At 52.5% G+C, this 19837-nt stretch carries 24 protein-coding genes and 1 other annotated feature; of the genes, 7 read left to right on the top strand and 17 right to left on the bottom strand.

The genetic code is table 11. The annotated features are described in order from the left end of the window. The first annotated feature begins 23 nt into the window (after positions 1-23). Entirely contained in the window at positions 24-860 is an 837-nt protein-coding gene (locus tag ACLJRE_RS07010) for an ion transporter (protein WP_000059073.1), read from the top strand. A gap of 47 nt (positions 861-907) precedes the next feature. Here the strand turns inward: ACLJRE_RS07010 and ACLJRE_RS07005 are convergent, their stop codons facing one another. Further along, positions 908-1237 (bottom strand): HI1450 family dsDNA-mimic protein, encoded by a 330-nt coding sequence (locus ACLJRE_RS07005; RefSeq protein WP_000425070.1) that lies wholly within the window; start codon positions 1235-1237, stop codon positions 908-910. Positions 1238-1270: 33 nt separating this feature from the next. Beyond that, entirely contained in the window at positions 1271-2731 is a 1461-nt protein-coding gene (gene cls, locus ACLJRE_RS07000; protein ID WP_000206886.1) for a cardiolipin synthase, read from the bottom strand. A gap of 142 nt (positions 2732-2873) precedes the next feature. On the opposite strand from cls, the gene ACLJRE_RS06995 reads away from it, so the two are divergent. Next, the gene (locus ACLJRE_RS06995; protein ID WP_001531561.1) at positions 2874-3047 is read left to right on the top strand and encodes a YciY family protein; all 174 of its coding nucleotides are present in this window, start codon (positions 2874-2876) and stop codon (positions 3045-3047) included. Between the two features lie 43 nt (positions 3048-3090). Here the strand turns inward: ACLJRE_RS06995 and ACLJRE_RS06990 are convergent, their stop codons facing one another. Beyond that, positions 3091-3387, bottom strand: a complete 297-nt coding sequence (locus ACLJRE_RS06990) for a YciI family protein (protein ID WP_000967605.1) — start codon at positions 3385-3387, stop codon at positions 3091-3093. 223 nt (positions 3388-3610) lie between these two features. On the opposite strand from ACLJRE_RS06990, the gene tonB reads away from it, so the two are divergent. Continuing rightward, positions 3611-4333, top strand: a complete 723-nt coding sequence (gene tonB, locus ACLJRE_RS06985; RefSeq protein WP_023212469.1) for a TonB system transport protein TonB — start codon at positions 3611-3613, stop codon at positions 4331-4333. A gap of 59 nt (positions 4334-4392) precedes the next feature. Here the strand turns inward: tonB and yciA are convergent, their stop codons facing one another. The 4 genes from yciA to ACLJRE_RS06965 form a co-directional block, all read right to left on the bottom strand. Further along, entirely contained in the window at positions 4393-4794 is a 402-nt protein-coding gene (gene yciA, locus ACLJRE_RS06980) for an acyl-CoA thioester hydrolase YciA (protein WP_000210317.1), read from the bottom strand. 160 nt (positions 4795-4954) lie between these two features. Beyond that, on the bottom strand, positions 4955-5494 hold the full coding sequence (locus ACLJRE_RS06975; protein WP_000808683.1) for a septation protein A: 540 nt from the start codon (positions 5492-5494) through the stop codon (positions 4955-4957). A 56-nt stretch (positions 5495-5550) separates the two neighbouring features. Beyond that, complete coding sequence (locus tag ACLJRE_RS06970; RefSeq protein WP_000028507.1) at positions 5551-6294, bottom strand: YciC family protein; 744 nt, start codon at positions 6292-6294, stop codon at positions 5551-5553. A gap of 25 nt (positions 6295-6319) precedes the next feature. Further along, entirely contained in the window at positions 6320-6724 is a 405-nt protein-coding gene (locus ACLJRE_RS06965; RefSeq protein WP_023212468.1) for a YkgJ family cysteine cluster protein, read from the bottom strand. Positions 6725-7061: 337 nt separating this feature from the next. On the opposite strand from ACLJRE_RS06965, the gene ompW reads away from it, so the two are divergent. Beyond that, positions 7062-7700, top strand: a complete 639-nt coding sequence (gene ompW, locus ACLJRE_RS06960) for an outer membrane protein OmpW (RefSeq protein WP_000714802.1) — start codon at positions 7062-7064, stop codon at positions 7698-7700. An 81-nt stretch (positions 7701-7781) separates the two neighbouring features. Here the strand turns inward: ompW and ACLJRE_RS06955 are convergent, their stop codons facing one another. From ACLJRE_RS06955 to trpL, 10 genes are all read right to left on the bottom strand, one after another. After that, positions 7782-8660, bottom strand: coding sequence for a manganese catalase family protein (locus ACLJRE_RS06955; protein ID WP_000488353.1), 879 nt, complete (start codon positions 8658-8660; stop codon positions 7782-7784). Positions 8661-8679: 19 nt separating this feature from the next. Continuing rightward, positions 8680-9186 carry a ferritin-like domain-containing protein gene (locus tag ACLJRE_RS06950; protein WP_001109977.1) on the bottom strand — a complete coding sequence of 169 codons (507 nt, stop codon included), beginning with the start codon at positions 9184-9186 and terminating at the stop codon, positions 8680-8682. A gap of 73 nt (positions 9187-9259) precedes the next feature. Beyond that, on the bottom strand, positions 9260-9763 hold the full coding sequence (locus ACLJRE_RS06945) for a ferritin-like domain-containing protein (RefSeq protein WP_001022826.1): 504 nt from the start codon (positions 9761-9763) through the stop codon (positions 9260-9262). Between the two features lie 89 nt (positions 9764-9852). Continuing rightward, a complete protein-coding gene (locus tag ACLJRE_RS06940; RefSeq protein ID WP_000807657.1) occupies positions 9853-10035 on the bottom strand; it encodes a general stress protein in 183 nt (60 codons plus the stop codon). A 479-nt stretch (positions 10036-10514) separates the two neighbouring features. Next, on the bottom strand, positions 10515-11321 hold the full coding sequence (trpA, locus tag ACLJRE_RS06935; RefSeq protein WP_000443033.1) for a tryptophan synthase subunit alpha: 807 nt from the start codon (positions 11319-11321) through the stop codon (positions 10515-10517). After that, positions 11321-12514 (bottom strand): tryptophan synthase subunit beta, encoded by a 1194-nt coding sequence (trpB, locus tag ACLJRE_RS06930; protein ID WP_000209485.1) that lies wholly within the window; start codon positions 12512-12514, stop codon positions 11321-11323. The genes trpA and trpB overlap by 1 nt, the downstream gene beginning before the upstream one ends. 9 nt (positions 12515-12523) lie before the next feature. Then, positions 12524-13882, bottom strand: coding sequence for a bifunctional indole-3-glycerol-phosphate synthase TrpC/phosphoribosylanthranilate isomerase TrpF (gene trpCF, locus ACLJRE_RS06925; RefSeq protein ID WP_023212466.1), 1359 nt, complete (start codon positions 13880-13882; stop codon positions 12524-12526). Between the two features lie 3 nt (positions 13883-13885). Continuing rightward, entirely contained in the window at positions 13886-15481 is a 1596-nt protein-coding gene (gene trpD / locus ACLJRE_RS06920; protein ID WP_000763491.1) for a bifunctional anthranilate synthase glutamate amidotransferase component TrpG/anthranilate phosphoribosyltransferase TrpD, read from the bottom strand. Then, entirely contained in the window at positions 15481-17043 is a 1563-nt protein-coding gene (trpE, locus tag ACLJRE_RS06915) for an anthranilate synthase component I (RefSeq protein WP_001194377.1), read from the bottom strand. The genes trpD and trpE overlap by 1 nt, the downstream gene beginning before the upstream one ends. Before the next feature lie 22 nt (positions 17044-17065). Then, positions 17066-17161, bottom strand: a sequence feature (Trp leader region). Further along, positions 17138-17182 carry a trp operon leader peptide gene (gene trpL / locus ACLJRE_RS06910; RefSeq protein WP_010989026.1) on the bottom strand — a complete coding sequence of 15 codons (45 nt, stop codon included), beginning with the start codon at positions 17180-17182 and terminating at the stop codon, positions 17138-17140. Its footprint overlaps the feature before it by 24 nt. Positions 17183-17303: 121 nt before the next feature. On the opposite strand from trpL, the gene rnm reads away from it, so the two are divergent. The 3 genes from rnm to rluB all read left to right on the top strand — a co-directional run bounded on the left by rnm (position 17304) and on the right by rluB (position 19789). Further along, positions 17304-18185, top strand: a complete 882-nt coding sequence (gene rnm, locus ACLJRE_RS06905; RefSeq protein ID WP_000500452.1) for an RNase RNM — start codon at positions 17304-17306, stop codon at positions 18183-18185. 7 nt (positions 18186-18192) lie between these two features. Continuing rightward, positions 18193-18813 carry an L-threonylcarbamoyladenylate synthase gene (locus tag ACLJRE_RS06900; RefSeq protein WP_000077250.1) on the top strand — a complete coding sequence of 207 codons (621 nt, stop codon included), beginning with the start codon at positions 18193-18195 and terminating at the stop codon, positions 18811-18813. A gap of 100 nt (positions 18814-18913) precedes the next feature. Beyond that, on the top strand, positions 18914-19789 hold the full coding sequence (gene rluB, locus ACLJRE_RS06895; RefSeq protein ID WP_001291233.1) for a 23S rRNA pseudouridine(2605) synthase RluB: 876 nt from the start codon (positions 18914-18916) through the stop codon (positions 19787-19789). The last annotated feature ends 48 nt before the right edge of the window (positions 19790-19837 follow it).

Here is a 19837-nt window from a genome sequence, read left to right as displayed (position 1 = left end):
CCCTTCTTTTAGGTGAGGTTACCGTGTCACTTTCTTTGTCGTCGGTTCGCCGTCGTCTTTATCATAATCTGTTCGATTTGACTACGCGCTCAGGTCGCCGTTTTGAAGGGTTATGCGCGCTGTTTGCGCTGCTTAGCGTACTGGTCATTTTTGTTGAATCAGGCGTAGGAACGGAATATCACCTGACATTTGATGAATGGCATATTTTTGTCTGGCTGGAGCTCTGCGTTACCCTGATATTTACCGGTGAATACTTGCTCAGACTGTTTAGCTGGCCCGACCCGACAAAATACGTTTTTAGTTTTTGGGGATTTATTGATCTGGTGACGATTTTGCCGCTGTACGTCATGTGGCTGTGGCCGGAAATTAGCCTGAACTATATGTTTGCCTGGCGCGCTATGCGAGCGATTCGCGTGCTGCGTATTCTTAAACTGCTACGCTTTATGCCATCCCTGCGGGTATTCTGGAGCGCCATTATTAGCGCGCGTCATCAGCTTATTCTGTTCTATTCATTTATTGCGATCGTGATGATTATTTTCGGTGCCCTGATGTATCTTATTGAAGGACCGAAATATGGCTTCACGACGCTTAATGCCTCGGTGTATTGGGCGATAGTGACAGTCACAACCGTGGGGTATGGTGATATTACGCCGCATACGCCGCTGGGACGTATTGTCGCGTCGGTGCTTATTTTGATTGGTTATTCGGTGATTGCGATTCCTACAGGACTGATTACCACGCACATGAGCAGCGCGTTTCAAAAACGTCACTGGCAGCGAAAATGTCCGCAGTGCCAGCAAAGCCAGCATGAACATAGCGCGCAATATTGTAACCGATGCGGCAGTAAGCTACCGGATTAAACAGGCTTGCCGGAGGGCGCAATCAAACGCCATCCGGCCTGAACCGCTTATTCGCGCCAGAGAATATGGCACAGCTTGTGGTCCTTTTCCCGGCACAGCAGAACGCGGGCAAAAATGTCGTTAATTTCGCCGTCTTCGGTATCCGCCAGGCCAATCACCACCTCGGCAAAAAAGTCTGGATTCAGGTCAAAATCGACGTGCTCTTGCCAGTCTTCAGCGGGATCAAACAACTCCGCGCCACCGCGCTCCTCGAATTGCAAATTGAACAGAATGATATCAGCCGGATCAAGATTATCCGCCGCCAGCTCAAGAAAAATATCGTAAGCCTGCTCAAGCGTTTCGTCTTCAGTCAGGCGATTGTTCAGATCCATTTCCATAGTGACTACCTGTTTACTCATGTTGGTCACGTTTTACAGCAATGGACTAAAGAAGTAAAACAATCGCTCGGTAATACGCTGCCATAACGGACGTTTTACCCACAAACGCGCATCTAACAGGCGGGAGCGCGAAATATAATCGTCCTGTACCGCAGCCAGATCGGCGCCGAAACCCGTATCATCAATGACCAGCGTAATCTCGAAATTAAGCCATAGGCTACGCATGTCGAGATTCACGGTACCGACCAGGCTCAGTTCGCCATCGACCAGCACGCTTTTGGTATGTAACAGCCCGCCTTCGAACTGATAGATTTTCACGCCCGCCGCCAGTAACTCGCTAAAAAAGGCGCGACTGGCCCAGCCGACGAGCAGTGAATCATTTTTACGGGGCAGGATAATACTGACATCCACGCCGCGCTGCGCAGCGGTACAAATGGCGTGCAGCAGATCGTCGCTGGGGACGAAATATGGCGTGGTCATAATTAAATATTCGCGCGCAGCATAGGTGGCGGTTAATAGTGCCTGGTGAATGAGATCTTCCGGAAAACCAGGACCGGAAGCAATGGTATGAATGGTATGCCCGCTGGCCTGCTCAAACGGCATAATATTCACGTCCGGCGGGGGAGGCAGAATGCGTTTACCCGTCTCGATTTCCCAATCGCAGGAGTAAACAATCCCCATTGCTGTCGCCACGGGGCCCTCCATCCGCGCCATCAAATCGACCCATTGCCCAACGCCGGCATCCTGTTTGAAAAAACGCGGGTCCACCATATTCATACTGCCGGTATAGGCGATGTAATTGTCAATCATCACCATTTTACGGTGCTGGCGAAGATCCATACGGCGTAAAAAGACGCGCATCAGATTCACCTTCAGCGCCTCTACGACTTCAATGCCAGCGTTACGCATCATGGCCGCCCAGGGGCTGCGGAAGAAAGCGACGCTACCCGCGGAATCCAGCATAAGCCGGCAGTGGATGCCACGGCGGGCGGCGGCCATTAACGATTCAGCGACCTGATCCGCCATGCCGCCTGGCTGCCAGATGTAAAACACCATTTCGATATTATGCCGCGCCAGTTGGATATCGCGAATAAGCGCCTGCATGACATCATCGGAGTCGGTAAGCAATTGCAACTGGTTGCCTTTGACGCCCGCAATCCCCTGACGTCGTTCGCACAGCTTAAACAAGGACGATGCGACGCTACTGTTTTCTTGCGCGAAAATGTGTTTGCAGGCTTTGAGGTCATTCAACCATTTGGCGGTAGACGGCCACATGGCACGGGCACGCTCGGCGCGACGTTTGCCTAAATGCAATTCGCCCACGGACAAATAGGCGATGATCCCGACCAGCGGAAGGATATAGATGATTAATAACCAGGCCATTGCGGAGGGAACTGCGCGCCGTTTCATTAGAATACGTAATGTGACGCCGGCAATGAGAACCCAGTATCCCAAAATGACCAGCCAACTCACCACGGTGTAGAAGGTTGTCATAACTTTAAAAATCCTTTAGAAAGCGTGTTGTTAAGAGTTTACGCGTCAGGATTCACATGGCAAATAAAAACACGGGAAAAGCGCTGGTCTGCATCCGGCGAGGGGGTATAATGGCGCTTCTGTTACAGTGAGAGTCGTAAACATGAAGCGTAGTAGAACGGAAGTGGGGCGCTGGCGAATGCTACGTCAGGCGAGCCGCCGTAAAGCGCGTTGGCTTGAAGGGCAATCACGCCGTAATATGCGTATCCATACCATCAGGAAATGCATCTTTAATCGTCAGCGTAATTCATTACTCTTTGCGATTCACGGTGTGTGAGCCAGAAAGGGCACCGTATGCGGTGCCCAACAGGCCATCCTTTTCAAAAGATCTTCTTATATGGTTTGACCGAAACCTGCGCATAGACGCCCGCTGCGACGTAGGGGTCCGCATCAGCCCAGGATTGCGCCGCTTCTAAAGATTCAAATTCAGCAATCACCGTTGACCCGGTAAATCCGGCTACCCCAGGATCGTTACTGTCCACTGCGGGCATCGGCCCGGCAGTTAATAATCGCCCTTCATCATGCAGAAGTTGCAGGCGCGCCAGATGCGCGGGCCGTACCGAGAGGCGTTTTTCAAGCGAGTTGGCATTATCCTGAGCGTAAATAACATACAGCACGGGTAGAGCTCCTTAATCGGTAAAAGTTGCTGATTACGTTATTGGAAAGGGCATTTAACTGCAATGTAAAGATACCGACTTTGTTAAACATGCACATTTTGTGTGGTGTTTTTGTGCGATATCATCTTTTAAATGCCGCTATCGGCAATGCCTTATTGAATATGATTGCTATTTGCATTTAAAATTCAGCTCTGGTTTTTCAACTGAAACGATTATGACTTCAATGACCCTTGATTTACCTCGTCGCTTTCCCTGGCCGACACTCCTTTCCGTAGGCATTCATGGTGCTGTAGTGGCAGGTTTGCTCTATACCTCGGTACATCAGGTTATTGAATTGCCTGCGCCAGCGCAGCCTATCACGGTGACAATGGTTTCACCCGCTGACCTGGAGCCGCCCCAGGCGGTTCAGCCGCCGCCGGAGCCGGTGGTTGAACCCGAACCGGAGCCAGAGCCGATCCCTGAACCGCCTAAAGAAGCGCCCGTGGTGATTGAGAAACCCAAACCTAAGCCAAAACCCAAGCCGAAGCCGAAACCGGTGAAAAAGGTTGAAGAGCAGCCGAAGCGTGAAGTCAAACCAACCGCGCCGCGTCCTGCCTTACCGTTTGAAAATAGCGCCCCGGCGCGGCCAACAAGCAGCACCGCGTCGGCGACCAGCAAGCCGGCGGTGAGCGTGCCCACTGGGCCTCGCGCTCTGAGCCGTAACCAGCCGCAGTATCCGGCGCGAGCACAGGCGTTACGTATTGAAGGCCGCGTAAAGGTGAAGTTTGACGTGACCTCTGCTGGGCGAGTGGAAAATGTACAGATTCTGTCCGCGCAGCCAGCCAATATGTTTGAGCGTGAAGTTAAGAATGCGATGCGCAAATGGCGCTATGAAGCAGGCAAGCCGGGTTCCGGGCTGGTGGTCAATATTATCTTCCGTCTGAACGGTACGGCACAGATTGAGTAATCTCTGGCGCCGCCAGTAGGAATATTACCATCACCTGCTGGCGGCGTAAGCGGGTATACTTAACCCTGAACCGGGAGCGGGCGAGGTTTACCGTCCGGATCGACGGCAACATAAATAAACAGCGCCTCGGTGGCCTTGTAGCGCTGTCCAATCGGTTCTGACGCGACTTTTTTCACCCAGACTTCAATATTGATGCTAATAGACGTCGTGCCGCGTTTAACGCAGCGCGCGTAGCAGCATACGACATCGCCAACCGCGACGGGGCGCAGAAATGTCATTCCTTCCACGCGTACGGTTACAACCCGACCGTGCGCGATCTCTTTGGCCAGTATCGCGCCGCCAATATCCATTTGCGACATCAGCCAGCCGCCAAAAATATCGCCGTTCGCATTGGTATCGGCAGGCATGGCCAATGTACGTAAAACCAGCTCGCCCTGAGGAGTATTATCCATTGTTGTCATTGTAAAACCGACTATCAGAAAAAATTACAGCCGCGATGCTACTATGAATTTTGTGTGGAGAATAGAGGGAATAAAGGTACTGACGGGAAAGCGCAGGGCGTAAAGGTGGAGAAAATATCGCCAGGCGTTCGCAGTCTGGCGATGATAAGTCACGGGAGGGTTATGATTTATCTTCCTGTGGCAGATGCCGGTAGATATAGACGCCGCTCAGCAGGGTAAAAATGAGCGTCAGCGCCGTGAGTCCAAAAACCTTAAAGTTGACCCAGATATTTTGCGGCAACCAGAAGGCGATATAAATGTTAGCCAGACCGCACACAATAAAAAACAGCGCCCACGCCAGGTTCAGCTTTGACCAGACCTGCTGCGGCAACGCCAGTTCTTTACCTAACATACGTTGGATTAACGGTTTTTTCATCACCCACTGGCTTATTAACAGCGCGCCAGCGAACAGCGCATAAATAACCGTCACCTTCCATTTAATAAATTCATCGTTATGGAAGAAGAGCGTCAGACCGCCGAAGACGGCAACCAGAACAAAGGTAATCAGCGCCATCTTCTCTATTTTCCGATAACGCACCCAGCTATAAATCAGCACGATTGCCGTCGCGACAATCAGTGCGGAGGTCGCCGCATAGATGTCATAAAGTTTATAAAACGCAAAAAAGACAACCAGCGGTAAAAAATCCAGAAACTGCTTCATTCTTCGATTCCATCATCAACGAGCGTCGAATGCGCCGCGTAACGGCGCATTGCGGATTATTGGCGAATCAACATATACAGGCGGAATAAGTAGATAAGCAATACTGCGGAAATCAGATTGCTCAACGTATTCGCCAGTACAGCGCCTACATTTGGGGTCAGTACAGCGAAGCTGGGCGCGAACAGCAATAGCAATGTTTTAGCCAGTAACCAGCCTATCACCGCAGGCGCGACCAGTCTCATGTTAGCCCAGGCTAAACGCATACTGCTGCGCATTGCGGCAAACACGCCCATTTTCTCTTCAACCAACATCACTGGCGCAAGCGCCAGCACAATGGCCATAATAATCCCCGGAACGACAATCAGCATTATACCGATTTGCACTAACAGGGTAGTCAGAAAAATGAGAATAAACAGTTTAGGCAATGCAGGGGCGCTGGCGCCGATAGCGCGCAGCGCGCTAACCCGATGTCCCGCTGAAACTAACTGAATCATCAGGATGATACCGCCAGCCAGAATAGCATTGCCGATAAGCCCGGAAAACGTCGAGGCGGCAGAGGCGCGCAACAGGATCTGCTGCTGCTCCGGCGTCATATTTTGTACCAGCTCAAACAGGCCAGCGCTGCCTGCCAGATGTTCTCCTTCACTGAGTTGCGCGATTTGCGCATCGCTGGGTGAAAAGGCATGACCTAAGACCACCGTGATAAATGCGCACAGCAACGAAACCAGCAAGATAGTAATAAATTGATTTCGGAAAAAATTTCCGGCGTCACGGTAAACGGACTTCGCCGTGATAGACATGCACTCTCCTTGAGTTTTGCAGGTGTTAATTTGCGGGCAATTGTACCCTGGATAACTCTACAGTGGCAGCATCAGCAGTTGTATGGAAAAGCATATCTTTGTAAAGCGGCGGTAATCCGTATCGCGCGCGGGCGCGATTGCACGCCTCATTCACTTCGCCTCCTTCGCCCGATATCGAAAATTCGCGACAGGTTGAAGGGCGGTTTTCATAAATAGCGCAACTGACGTTTTCACCCGGCGTGCCAATTAGCGCTTTACAGTGCGGCTGTTTTTGGTTGGTACCGACCATACAACGTAAAAAAGGAGTAACAGGCTCGGTTAATGATGCCGGAACGCGTCCGCTGGCATCGTCGCCTTCAGCCCAATAAAAGGAGACACGAAAATAGGCACAACAGGCACCGCATGTCATGCATGGGTTAAGAACGCTCATGATTCACCTGCAAAAAACTCACGTATCAATAGATTACAACGGAAATTAATCTGTCCCGCAGTGTTCGCGAATCTTAACGCCACGCGCCATTGCGGGACATTGATTACCTTAGCCAGCCTTTATCGCCAGGGCAACAGGAGCAGACAAATATTTGCATAGCGTGAATATGTCAAAATTGATCTGAATTCCTATAACCAGGATTTTCAATACAAGTTTTAAATTAATCTGGATCAATAAATGTTAAATTATAAGAACAAATGTGATCTGTGTTAGATCACTTATTACTTCATTGTGGGTATATTCATCACGCTTTTATAACCATAACGATGGAGCGGGTATGAAAAAATTTACAGTGGCGGCACTGGCGTTAACAACTCTTCTCTCAGGCAGCGCGTTCGCGCACGAAGCCGGAGAATTCTTTATGCGTGCAGGTCCGGCAACCGTCAGACCTACAGAAGGGGCGGGTGGTACGCTGGGGCATTTAAACGGGTTTGATGTGAGTAATAACACGCAACTCGGCCTGACATTCACTTACATGGCGACGGACAATATCGGGGTTGAATTGCTGGCGGCCACGCCGTTCCGCCATAAGGTGGGTACAGGCGCGACGGGCGATATCGCCACGGTCCACCTGTTACCGCCAACGTTAATGGCGCAGTGGTACTTCGGCGATTCCAGCAGCAAAGTGCGTCCTTATGTCGGCGTAGGGGTGAACTACACCACCTTCTTCGATAACGGCTTTAACGATAATGGTAAAAATGCCGGGCTGTCCGATCTGAGCTTTAAGGATTCCTGGGGCGCGGCAGGGCAAGTTGGGGTAGATTACCTGATTAACCGCGACTGGTTAATTGGCGCCTCTGTCTGGTACATGGATATTGATACTACCGCCAATTATAAAATGGGCGGCGTTCAGCAGCATGACAGCGTGCGTCTGGACCCATGGGTATTTATGTTCTCGGCAGGCTATCGTTTCTAATCGCGTGATGTTGTGACGAAAAAAGACCCCGCCAGGCGGGGTCAAAAAAGGACATGACACACGGATTTTACTTGTCGGAACTCACTTGTCTTCTTTCGGTTCGCCGCAGCCTAGTTCTGCGCCAGTGAGAGGATCAACGGTGGGGTCCGATTTCGTTCTTTCTGCCATCGCTTTGAGCAGCGCCAGCTGCTCGCGCGGCAATTTCACTGTCGCCAGGCCATCGCCGCCATCAACAGCAGGCATCGGTTCTGCGACATAGTTGAAGTTCTCATCGCTATTCCAGCTACCTCGCGGATCGTCGCCTTGCGACATGTTGTAGTACACGTCGGTATACTGTTCTACTGGCGGTAATTTACCCGGCGGGAAGTTGTTACGAATCGAATACAGCGCCTTTTCAAAAGAGAGCTGGTGCGCGACTTCACGGGTCATTAAGAAACTGAGCGTGTCTTTTACGCCAGGATCGTCGGTCAGATTAATCAGGCGTTCATAAATGATCTTCGCTCGCGCCTCTGCCGCGATGTTTGAGCGTAGATCGGCTGTGACTTCGCCGATAGTATCAATATAAGCCGCGGTCCACGGTACGCCGCCGGAGTTTGTCAACGCAGGGCCGCCGCCATACAGCAGAGAGGTGATATGGCTGTCATTACCATTCTGCGTCAGCGAGCGATAAAGTTCCGCTTCGCTTTCGGTGCCTTCCGCCAGCTCGCCTTTAGCGCCTTTATTAAGCATTCCTACCAGTGAGCCGATAATTTCCAGATGACTCAGCTCCTCGGTGGCGATGTCCATTAACATCTCTCTACGACCGGCATCATCATCGCTTAAACCTTGCGTGAAGTAGCGGCAGGCGGCCGCCAGTTCGCCCTGCGGGCCGCCAAACTGTTCCAGCAGCAGGTTCGCTAATCCAGGATTAGGTTCGCTCACTCGCACAGTATATTGAAGTTGTTTTACGTGTCGAAACATATTGCCTCCTGCTTATTATTTATTTTTTGGCTTCAACGCCATCTGCTTCAGATCGCAGTAAAAATTGTTCCGTTGTCTGCGGAATATGTTTGATAAGCCAGTCAGCCATTTGCATTTCTTCTTTCAGAATGGCTTCAATCGTCGGAATTGAGGCCGTGTCACCAGCTTTTTTTGCCGCCGCCAGCAGGGAGGTATAACAAGCAATTTCGAACTGCTCGAAAACATAACCGCTAATTGAGCCTTTGACAATTTCATCGGAAGGGAACATGCCACCGATAGATTGCCCCATTGCTGCCATTTTACTCATGGAGTCTTTCAACACCGAACGAGAAATGCCATTACGGTCCAATACTTCTTCGAGCATGGTAATTTGATGTTTGGTTTCACTAATATGTTGTTCAATTCTGGCTTTTATATCAGGATAATTTTCAATACGGCTGGCCATAGATTCAAGCATCGATTCTGCCTGTTTTTCCATGGCATGGGCGTCACGAAGCCAGTCATGATAATGTTCAGTATAATTCATTTTAAATTCCTCAATGCGTGATAATCTGCTCCGATAATAAAATCGGAATCATGCAAGCTGATAATTAAAAATATTATTTCGATTTGCGTTCAGCACTTTTATTAACATTGCTGACTGCTAAATCGGTAAGTTTTAAATCAGTTTGTTTTTCCTCGTCGAGGGTTTCTTTGAGCAGTTTTAATGCTTTGCTATAGCCGAGCTGCTCGGCCAGGGTGGCTAGCGTGCCGTAGCTGGCGATTTCGTAATGCTCGACTTTTTGCGCCGCGGCGATAAGCGCTGCATCGCGTACTTCGTTTTTCTCCGTACTTTCGATGACTTCATTGGCTTCTTCAATCAGCCCTTCCATAGCGACGCATTTCATTCTTTTCAGTTTAATGCCAGATTCAGATTCGACGATCTGATCAATACGTTCAATCTGACCCTGGGTTTCTTCAAGATGAGATTGAAAGGCCTGGCTTAATTTTTCATTGGACGTGGCTCTGGCTAGTTTAGAAAGAGCCTTGGTTAATTGTTTTTCTGCACTATAGGTATCTGAAAGTAGATGGATAAAAAGGTCTTCAACGGTTTTAATATTCATAAATCTAATTCTCCTGGGCAAAATACTGCGAGCCAGAAGACTCGCAGATTGCTTGATAAAAGCATGTGTTATATTTACATTACAGTAAATCAGGAATTATCGGATTTACGTCCGCCGTGACTATTCTGACCACCTTTTTTACCGGCTTCAGAAGCTCGTTGCGGATCGTTTTTGAAATTCCCACCGCTATGCTGACCGCCTTTGCGGCCCGCTTCAGATGCTTTTTCACGATTCTCGGCGAAATTTCCTGAACCACCACGATGTTCGGCCATATTATTTCTCCTGTCTCGTTGCTTGCTGAAAAAATCGGTTTTAACCGTGTCGACACCCTATTAAAATTAGTTGGTTAAACCGATTAGTCAAATTGACGGAAATAGTTGTGATTTACCGCGTAAATAACGCACAAAAAATGGTTTAGAGATAATATATTCTATATTTTCTTTTAGAATAAGCGATTTAACAGAAAATGCTTTGCATTGTTATTAATAACAAGCGTGACTATCTGCGGCAATAGAAACGTTAATGCATTGTTTGTTGACATTTCTTTACATAAAGGCAGGGGAAATTGACGTGAAAACGCTAAATTTTTCGGCGTGATTAGGAGTTTTCTTAGCAAAAATTGACTTCAGACTTTTTGAAAGCTGGACAGGGAATAACACCAAAAAGATTGATGATGTACGTCTGAATCGTGATTCTGGTTCGGCGCCAACCTCTCATTAAGCCGCCAGCGTTATGCTGACGGCTTAACCCGTTATGCGCGGCTGGCGGCTTTCATCGCTGAGACAAAGGACCTGAGCTCCGCCAACATCTGTTCGGGAGACGCGTGGTTTTTCTCGATAATGTTGACAATGGCTGAGCCGGAGATAGCGCCAGCCGCCCCGGCACGCACGGCCACAGACACCTGTTCCGGCGAGGAGATACCGAAGCCCTGTAACGCAGGCGCGGCGTGGTACTCTTTAAGCTTCTCAATGAGATGATGCAACGGCAATGCGCCACGGTTTTCCGCGCCGGTGACGCCCGAACGCGAAAGCAGGTAGGTGTAACCGCGGCCGTAAGATGCGACCTGGCGCAGAAGATCGTCATCCGCATTTGGCGGGCAGATGAAGATCGGCGCGATATTATGCCGTAACGCCGCCTGGCGGAAGGGGGCCGATTCTTCAACCGGGACATCTGCGACCAGCACGGAATCTACGCCAACCTGTTCACAACGGGCATAGAACGCATCTATGCCGTTATTGAACACCAGATTCGCGTACATTAGCAGGCCAATCGGAATGGTCGGGTGTTTTTCACGAATCAGCGCCAGCATTTCAAAACACTGAGCCGGCGTGACGCCAGCGGCGAAGGCGCGTAAGTTCGCATTCTGGATAGTAGGGCCATCGGCCAGCGGATCGGAGAAGGGAACCCCCAGTTCCAGAGCGTCGGCGCCAGCGTCAATCAGTGTGTCGATAATTTTCAGTGACTGTTCAATGCCAGGGTCGCCCAGAGTCACGAAGGGGACAAAAGCGCCTTCCCGGCGATCGTTGAGCTGTGCAAATAAATTTTCGTAGCGTTCCATCAGATTTCCCCTCGCGCTTTCAGGATATCGTGTACGGTAAAGATGTCTTTATCTCCGCGGCCAGAGAGATTAACCACCAGCAGTTGCTCTTTTTCCGGCTGCTCGCGCATCATTTTCAGAGCGTGCGCCAACGCGTGGGAGGATTCCAGCGCCGGGATAATTCCCTCATGGCGGCACAACGTTTTGAAGGCTTCCAGCGCCTCATCATCGGTAATGGAGACATAATCCGCGCGTCCGATGCTGTTCAGGTACGCATGTTGCGGCCCAACGGATGGGAAATCGAGCCCGGCGGAAATGGAATAGGACTCTTCAATTTGCCCGTCCGCTGTTTGCATCATCGGCGCTTTCATCCCGAAATAGATGCCAACGCGACCATGTTTAAGCGGCGCGCCATGCTCGCCGGTTTCAATACCGTGACCGCCAGGTTCAACGCCTATTAGCCCGACGCTGGTATCATTAATAAAATCCGCAAACATCCCGATAGCGTTTGAGCCGCCACCGACGCAAGCGATAACGGCATCTGGCAGACGGCCCTCTTTGTCGAGGATTTGCGCTTTCGTCTCTTCGCCAATCATGCGTTGGAACTCGCGAACGATGGTGGGATAGGGATGCGGTCCTGCCGCCGTGCCGAGCATATAGTGCGCGGTTTCGTAACTACCGGACCAGTCGCGCAGCGCCTCGTTACAGGCATCTTTTAGCGTAGCGGAGCCGCTATGAACCGGGATGACCTCAGCGCCCATCAGACGCATACGGAAGACGTTCGGCGACTGGCGCTCAACGTCTTTGGCGCCCATATAAATACGGCATTTCAGACCCAGCAGGGCGCTGGCGAGCGCAGAGGCGACGCCGTGCTGACCGGCGCCGGTTTCAGCGATAATCTCGCTTTTCCCCATCCGTTTGGCCAGCAGCGCCTGACCCAGTACCTGATTGGTTTTGTGCGCGCCGCCGTGCAGTAAATCTTCGCGCTTTAAATACAACGTGGTACGCGTACCGGCGGTAATGTTCTGGCATTTCGTCAGCGCAGTGGGGCGTCCCGCGTAGTTTTTTAGCAGATCGGCGAATTGCGCCTGAAATTCAGGATCTTTTTGCGCGCTGACGAAGGCCTCTTCAAGCTGGTTCAGCGCAGGCATCAGGATCTGCGGCACATACATGCCGCCGAATTCACCAAAGTAGGGGTTGAGAAGTGTTGTCATGTTTTTTCCTTAATATGCGCGCAGTGTCTGAAAAACCGAGGCCAGAAGACGAGCATCTTTGATGCCCGGCTGTGACTCCACACCTGAATTAAAATCGAGACCGGCACAGCCGACTTGCGCCGCCTGGACGCAGTTATCGGCCGCCAGCCCGCCCGCCAGTAACACATTATCCAGCGGTTGCCCCTGTAGCAGTGACCAGTCGAAGCGCTGCCCGCTGCCGCCTTGCCCATTGTCGAAAATGTATTTATCGACATGGTGGTAATCGCGTGCGGGAAGGGCATCGCTAACGCTCAGCGCCTTCCAGATTTGCACCTGTTTGGGCAACGCCTCGCGCAGCGCGTTGACATACGCCTGGTCTTCGCTGCCATGTAGCTGTACGGCAGAAAGCGACAGGACGGCAGCTTTCTGGCAAACATCGGCGATATCAGCGTCCTGGAAAACGCCGACGTACTGCAATGGCGCGGCGCTTATCACTTCTCGCGCCTGCTCAACGCTCACCGCGCGCGGAGATGAGGGCACAAAAATCAACCCGCCATATATTGCGCCAGCGTCACAGGCAGCTTTAGCGTCCTGGGCGCGGGTCAGGCCGCAGACTTTATTCTCGCCAAGCAGCACGCGACGGATGGCGGCGTTAAGATCGTCATGCGCCATTAACGCGGAGCCAATTAAAAAACCGTTGGCGAAGTGGCTCAGTTCGCGTACCTGACCATAGGTGTTAATCCCGGACTCGCTGATGACAGTCACGCCGTGGCCCAGTTTTGGCGCCAGCTGGCGGGTGCGATTCAAATCAATCGACAGATCGCGCAGATCGCGATTGTTGATACCTACCACTTTTGCGCCTAACGCTATCGCGCGCTCCCGTTCTTCGTCATTACTGACCTCCGTGAGCACGCCCATTTTCAGACTGTGCGCGACGGCGGAGAGTTGGCGATACTGTTCGTCATCCAGAACCGAGAGCATCAGTAAACAGGCATCGGCCTGATAGTAACGGGCAAGGTAGATCTGATAGGGATCGATAATAAAATCCTTACACAGAATCGGCTGCGGCGCGCTTTGGCTAACGACCGGCAGAAAATCGAAGCTCCCCTGAAAATATTTTTCGTCGGTGAGCACCGAGATTGCCGAGGCGTAATGTTGATAAATACTGGCAATACGCGCCGGATCGAAATCATCGCGAATCACGCCTTTTGATGGCGATGCTTTCTTACACTCCAGAATAAAGGCGGTACGCGCGCCCTGGAGCGCATCATAAAAATGGCGTGTACTTGGCTGGATCTCATTTTGAAAACTGGCCAGCGGCTGTTGCTGTTTGCGGGCTTCTACCCAAATCGCCTTGTCTGCGACGATTTTCGCTAAAACGGTTTGCATTATTTACCCTCTTGCCGCCAGTGCGGTGACTCTGTCATATGCGGTGCCGTTGCGCAGAACATCAAGCACGGCTTGCGCGTTGGCTTTGAGATCTTCCTGACCATGCAGACGCATCAGCATCGCCACGTTGGCGGCGACGGCGGCCTCATGCGCGGCATCGCCTTTACCTTGTAATAACCGCGTCAGAATGTCACGGTTTTCTTCCGGCGTGCCGCCAGCCAACTGATCCTGATGGTAAGGCGTCAGGCCAAAATCCTCCGCCGTAAGTTGATAGCTTTTAATTTCGCCGTCATGCAGCTCCGCGACAATCGTCGGCGCATGGAGCGAAACCTCATCCATGCCGCCGCTATGTACTACCGCCGCGCGCTGATAGCCCAGTACCCGTAAGGTTTCCGCAATCGGCAGCACCAGTTCCGGACTATAGACGCCAATCAATGCCAGCGGCGGATGCGCCGGGTTGATCAGCGGGCCGAGTACGTTGAACAGGGTTCGCGTTTTTAACTGTTGGCGAACCGGCATCGCGTGACGGAATCCGGTGTGATATTTCGGCGCGAACAGGAAACAGACGCCCAGTTCATCTAACGCCTGACGTGATTTATCGGCGTTCATATCCAGATTAATACCGAACGCCGCCAGCAGATCGGATGACCCCGATTTGCTGGACACGCTGCGGTTGCCGTGTTTCGCCACTTTCAGTCCACAGGCCGCCGCGACAAAGGCGCTGGCGGTAGAGATATTGATACTGTTACTGCCATCGCCGCCGGTACCAACGATATCCGCAAACAGATACTCCGGGCGCGGGAACGGAGCGGCATTTTCCAGCAACGCAGTGGCGGCGCCGGCAATTTCATTGGGATGCTCGCCGCGAATTTTCATGCTCACCAGCGCGGCGGCGAGCTGTTCAGGCTTAAGTTCGCCGCGGACGACCGCCGAAAACAACTGATGGCTCTCTTGTTGCGTCAGAGTTTGCGCCTGATAGAGTTTCTCCAGAATCGGCTGTAGGGTGTTGGTCGGTTCCAGCTTTTGCTGCGCCCAGGCTAATGTTTGCTCCAGCAGACGCGCGCCCTGTGTCGTCAGGATGGACTCAGGATGAAATTGAAAACCGCAAACGCGATCCGCATCATGACGTACCGCCATCACCATGCCGTTGAAATGGGCGTTAATGGTCAGCCCGGCAGGAACATTACTGCCGACCAGCGAATGATAACGCGCGACCGGTAGCGGATTCGCCAGCCCGGCGAACATCGCCTGACCGTCATGCTCAATGCTGGAGGCTTTGCCATGCAGGATTTCTCCCGCCTGACCGACATAACCGCCGTAAGCTTCGACAATCGCCTGATGCCCCAGACAAATGCCGATGATCGGTAACTTGCCGCGTAGTCGGGTCAGCAGCTCCGGCATACAGCCTGCCTCGCTGGGAACGCCCGGACCGGGGGAGAGCATTAGCACCGGATTTTTCATTGTCGCCAGGCGATCGATAAGGGTCTGCGCCGGAATATGGTTACGGTAAATCACCACGTTATGACCGTTGGTCCGTAGCTGATCTGCCAGGTTCCAGGTAAACGAGTCGATGTTATCGAGCAGCAGAATATCAGCCATCAGAAGGTCTCCTGTGCATGATGCGCGGTGGCGATAGCACGCAATACGGCGCGCGCTTTATTACGGGTTTCATCGGCTTCAGACTGCGGAACAGAGTCCAGCACGATTCCGGCGCCCGCCTGTACGGTGGCGATACCGTTCTCCACCAGCGCGGAGCGGATAACAATACAGGTGTCCAGATCGCCGTGGGCGGTGAAGTAACCGACAGCGCCGCCATAGCTGCCGCGGCGCTGTCCTTCCGCATCGGCAATCAACTGCATGGCGCGTACTTTCGGCGCGCCGCTCAGGGTGCCCATGTTCATGCAGGCGCGATAGGCGTGCAGAGCGTCGAGATCGTGACGCAGTTCGCCCACCACCCGGGAAACCAGATGCATCACGTACGAATAGCGGTCAACTTTTGTCAGATCGGCAACGTAGCGACTGCCCGGCGTACAGATGCGCGCCAGGTCATTGCGCGCCAGATCGACCAGCATCAGATGTTCGGAAAGCTCTTTATGGTCGGTACGCATGTCCAGCTCAATACGGCTGTCGAGATCTCTGTCCAGCGTACCATCGGCGCGGCGACCGCGTGGACGGGTACCCGCGATGGGATAAATCTCAATCTGACGGCTGGTGGCGTCATATTTCAGCGAGCTTTCCGGCGACGCGCCGAAAAGCGTGAAATCATTATCCTGCATAAAGAACATATACGGGCTGGGATTGCTTTTTTTCAGCACGTAGTAGGCAGCCAACGGCGACGGGCAGGGCAGTGAAAAGCGGCGCGACGGCACCACCTGAAATATCTCGCCCGCGCGGATGGCTTTTTGCAACTGGCGTACCACCGCGCCGAACGCGTCATCGCTCTGATTGCATTCACAGCGCATGTCCGGCACCGGCGTCACCGGCAACGGCGGCGCAGGCTGGGTTAACTGTTGGCTAAGGTACGCCAGGCGGGCGTTCAGGCGCTGTTTTTCCCGGTCACTGGCGGTGAACAGACTGGCCTGAATACGGGTGCTTTTTTTCTGATGATCTATCACCATTAGCGTTTCCGCTAAATAAAAGCAGTAGTCCGGGCAGTTATTGCCAGCCTCAAGGTGTGGCAGCGCTTCAAAGCCAGCGACCAGGTCGTAGGCAAACAGACCGCCGAAAAACATAGCCTCCCGCTCTTGCGTTGGTATGTTCACCACCCCCTGTAATAGGCGGAACGCATCAAATACCGACAGAGAGCATAAACGGGCGTCTTCATCTAATAATGGGCTGACGGGCGGAAAGCGTAGAATGCGACCGGCAGGCAGGACTTCGTTCTCCACGCCAGCGGGCAGGGCGGTATCCAGTAGCGGTAATAACGAGGCGCCATTATCAGATAACGCCTGAATAGTGACAGTGTCACCTAGAGCGGTAATGCGCAGCGCGCTATCTACCAGCAGCAGGCTTTTTAAATCGTCTTTACTGTCGATATCTGCGGACTCCAGCAGCAGCGTTGCCGGGCGATCGCCGCAGACCTGGTGAAAAAGCGCCGTTGGGTTTTCCCGGTAGGCGGCATCGCAGGTCAACAGTTCGAGCGTGGGTTTTGGTGTTTGCATGGTTATTCTCATTATTTTGTTCAAAAAAAAGCCCGCTTAACAGGCGGGCCGGGTATCGTTTGGCTGATTACAGCTGTTCATACACCGCCCGCTATCAGGAAGTGCGCCACCAACCGTGTAATGCAAATGTCGCTGCCATTTTAGATACCCTCTTCATGTGAACTTTCGTACTAGTTAACTAGTTCGATGGAATAATGTCAACACCTATTTCAGTATATTTGCCGGAACCGTTATGATGTACATGACATACCTTTATCTCTATGGGAGCCGCCTTGAGCGACACGAATTACGCAGTGATTTACGATCTGCACAGTCATACCACGGCGTCCGATGGACTGTTGACGCCAGAAACATTAGTACACCGTGCGGTAGAGATGCGAGTCGGCACGCTGGCGATTACCGATCATGACACCACAGCCGCGATTCCTGCGGCAAGAGAAGAAATTTCACGTTCCGGGCTGGCCCTGAATCTTATTCCCGGCGTGGAGATTTCAACGGTCTGGGAGAATCATGAGATTCACATTGTGGGTCTGAATATTGATATTGCGCACCCGGCAATGCGCGATTTTCTGGCGCAGCAGACACAGCGGCGTCAGGCACGCGGTCGGCTCATTGCGGAGCGTCTGGAAAAAGCCCATATTCCCGGCGCGTGGGAAGGGGCATTGAGACTGGCCAATGGCGGCGCGGTGACGCGCGGCCACTTCGCCCGCTTTCTGGTGGAGTGCGGCAAAGCCGCGACCATGGCGGAGGTTTTTAAAAAATATCTCGCGCGTGGGAAAACCGGTTACGTTCCGCCGCAGTGGTGTACAATAGAACAAGCTATTGATGTCATTCATCATTCTGGCGGTAAGGCGGTGTTGGCCCATCCGGGACGCTACGACCTTAGCGCTAAGTGGCTGAAAAGATTAGTGGCGCATTTTGCCGACCATCACGGCGACGCGATGGAAGTGGCGCAGTGCCAACAATCGCCCAATGAACGCACCCAACTGGCGACGCTTGCGCGTCAGCATCATTTATGGGCATCGCTTGGATCTGATTTCCATCAGCCCTGCCCGTGGATTGAGTTGGGGCGTAAACTCTGGCTGCCCGCTGGCGTTGAAGGCGTATGGCAGACATGGGAACAGCCGCAAATATCACAGTGAGGGAAGTATGAGCCAGTTTTTTTATATCCATCCGGATAACCCACAGCAACGGCTGATTAATCAGGCCGTCGACATTGTGCGTAAAGGCGGTGTTATTGTTTATCCAACCGATTCCGGCTATGCCCTTGGTTGTAAAATTGAAGACAAAGGCGCAATGGAGCGCATTTGCCGCATCCGTCATCTGCCGGACGGCCACAACTTCACGCTGATGTGCCGCGATTTGTCCGAGTTGTCGACCTATTCCTACGTCGACAACGTGGCGTTTCGTCTGATGAAAAACAATACGCCGGGTAATTACACCTTTATCCTGAAGGGGACAAAAGAGGTGCCGCGCCGTCTGTTGCAGGAAAAGCGTAAAACCATCGGCCTGCGCGTACCGTCAAACCCGATTGCGCTGGCGTTATTGGATACGCTGGGCGAACCGATGCTCTCGACGTCGTTGATGCTGCCTGGCAGCGACTTTACCGAGTCGGACCCGGAGGAGATTAAAGATCGGCTGGAGAAGCAGGTGGATCTGATCATCCACGGCGGTTACCTCGGTCAACAGCCTACCACGGTAATCGATTTGACCAATGACTCCCCGGTGGTGCTGCGCGAAGGCGTCGGCGACGTTACACCTTTCTTATAAGGGTGTAAGCCTGTATACTACGCGGCCTTAAAATGGCGCGGCAACGCGCCGTTCATTCTCCTGTTCGACGCCTGTGAAGGCGACACCTGAAGGAAGCTCTATGAGCGAAAAGTTACAAAAAGTGCTGGCGCGCGCTGGCCACGGCTCTCGCCGTGAAATCGAATCCATTATTGAAGCGGGACGTGTCAGCGTTGACGGTAAAATCGCCACGCTTGGCGATCGTGTTGAAGTCACTCCCGGTTTGAAAATCCGTATCGACGGTCACCTGATTTCGGTGAAAGAGTCGGCGGAACAAATTTGTCGCGTTCTGGCCTATTACAAACCAGAAGGTGAACTGTGTACCCGCAATGACCCTGAAGGGCGGCCAACCGTTTTTGATCGCTTACCGAAACTGCGCGGCGCGCGGTGGATTGCGGTAGGACGTCTGGATGTCAACACCTGCGGGCTATTGTTGTTTACCACCGACGGTGAACTGGCGAACCGCCTGATGCACCCTAGTCGTGAAGTTGAACGTGAATATGCCGTGCGCGTGTTCGGTCAGGTGGATGAATCGAAACTGCGTGATTTAAGCCGTGGCGTACAGTTGGAAGATGGTCCGGCGGCATTTAAGACCATTAAATTCAGCGGCGGCGAAGGCATTAACCAGTGGTATAACGTAACGCTGACGGAAGGGCGCAACCGCGAAGTTCGCCGACTGTGGGAAGCGGTAGGCGTTCAGGTCAGTCGTCTGATCCGCGTTCGTTACGGCGATATCCCGCTGCCGAAAGGCCTGCCGCGCGGCGGCTGGACTGAGCTCGACCTCGCGCAAACGAACTATCTGCGTGGTCTGGTAGAGCTCCCGCCGGAAACCTCGTCGAAGGTTGCCGTCGAAAAAGACCGTCGTCGTATGAAAGCGAACCAGATCCGTCGGGCGGTAAAACGCCACAGCCAGATAGCTGGCGGACGCCGCTCCGGTGGGCGTAATAACAACGGGTAATCTCTACCGCGGTCTATAGGCCGAGAATCATCAGACAAGAGGGTTTGT

The sequence above is a fragment of the Salmonella sp. SAL04157 genome, from assembly GCF_046551635.1.
GTDB lineage: Bacteria > Pseudomonadota > Gammaproteobacteria > Enterobacterales > Enterobacteriaceae > Salmonella > Salmonella enterica.
The sequence above is the reverse complement of the archived record's forward strand: the minus strand, read 5'-3'. Positions and strand labels throughout refer to the sequence as shown.

Bases quoted from the DNA above. Each gene is read 5' to 3' on its own strand.
- ACLJRE_RS06970 (WP_000028507.1), bottom strand. From the start codon at position 6,294: ATGTCTATCACGGCGAAGTCCGTTTACCGTGACGCCGGAAATTTTTTC.
- ACLJRE_RS06995 (WP_001531561.1), top strand. From the start codon at position 2,874: ATGAAGCGTAGTAGAACGGAAGTGGGGCGCTGGCGAATGCTACGTCAG.
- ACLJRE_RS06940 (WP_000807657.1), bottom strand. From the start codon at position 10,035: ATGGCCGAACATCGTGGTGGTTCAGGAAATTTCGCCGAGAATCGTGAA.
- tonB (WP_023212469.1), top strand. From the start codon at position 3,611: ATGACCCTTGATTTACCTCGTCGCTTTCCCTGGCCGACACTCCTTTCC.
- yciA (WP_000210317.1), bottom strand. From the start codon at position 4,794: ATGACAACAATGGATAATACTCCTCAGGGCGAGCTGGTTTTACGTACA.
- ACLJRE_RS06950 (WP_001109977.1), bottom strand. From the start codon at position 9,186: ATGAATTATACTGAACATTATCATGACTGGCTTCGTGACGCCCATGCC.
- ACLJRE_RS06955 (WP_000488353.1), bottom strand. From the start codon at position 8,660: ATGTTTCGACACGTAAAACAACTTCAATATACTGTGCGAGTGAGCGAA.
- ACLJRE_RS07005 (WP_000425070.1), bottom strand. From the start codon at position 1,237: ATGGAAATGGATCTGAACAATCGCCTGACTGAAGACGAAACGCTTGAG.
- ACLJRE_RS06945 (WP_001022826.1), bottom strand. From the start codon at position 9,763: ATGAATATTAAAACCGTTGAAGACCTTTTTATCCATCTACTTTCAGAT.
- ACLJRE_RS06965 (WP_023212468.1), bottom strand. From the start codon at position 6,724: ATGAGCGTTCTTAACCCATGCATGACATGCGGTGCCTGTTGTGCCTAT.
- trpCF (WP_023212466.1), bottom strand. From the start codon at position 13,882: ATGCAAACCGTTTTAGCGAAAATCGTCGCAGACAAGGCGATTTGGGTA.
- trpE (WP_001194377.1), bottom strand. From the start codon at position 17,043: ATGCAAACACCAAAACCCACGCTCGAACTGTTGACCTGCGATGCCGCC.
- rluB (WP_001291233.1), top strand. From the start codon at position 18,914: ATGAGCGAAAAGTTACAAAAAGTGCTGGCGCGCGCTGGCCACGGCTCT.
- cls (WP_000206886.1), bottom strand. From the start codon at position 2,731: ATGACAACCTTCTACACCGTGGTGAGTTGGCTGGTCATTTTGGGATAC.
- trpD (WP_000763491.1), bottom strand. From the start codon at position 15,481: ATGGCTGATATTCTGCTGCTCGATAACATCGACTCGTTTACCTGGAAC.
- trpB (WP_000209485.1), bottom strand. From the start codon at position 12,514: ATGACAACACTTCTCAACCCCTACTTTGGTGAATTCGGCGGCATGTAT.
- ACLJRE_RS06900 (WP_000077250.1), top strand. From the start codon at position 18,193: ATGAGCCAGTTTTTTTATATCCATCCGGATAACCCACAGCAACGGCTG.
- rnm (WP_000500452.1), top strand. From the start codon at position 17,304: ATGGGAGCCGCCTTGAGCGACACGAATTACGCAGTGATTTACGATCTG.
- ACLJRE_RS06975 (WP_000808683.1), bottom strand. From the start codon at position 5,494: ATGAAGCAGTTTCTGGATTTTTTACCGCTGGTTGTCTTTTTTGCGTTT.
- trpA (WP_000443033.1), bottom strand. From the start codon at position 11,321: ATGGAACGCTACGAAAATTTATTTGCACAGCTCAACGATCGCCGGGAA.
- ompW (WP_000714802.1), top strand. From the start codon at position 7,062: ATGAAAAAATTTACAGTGGCGGCACTGGCGTTAACAACTCTTCTCTCA.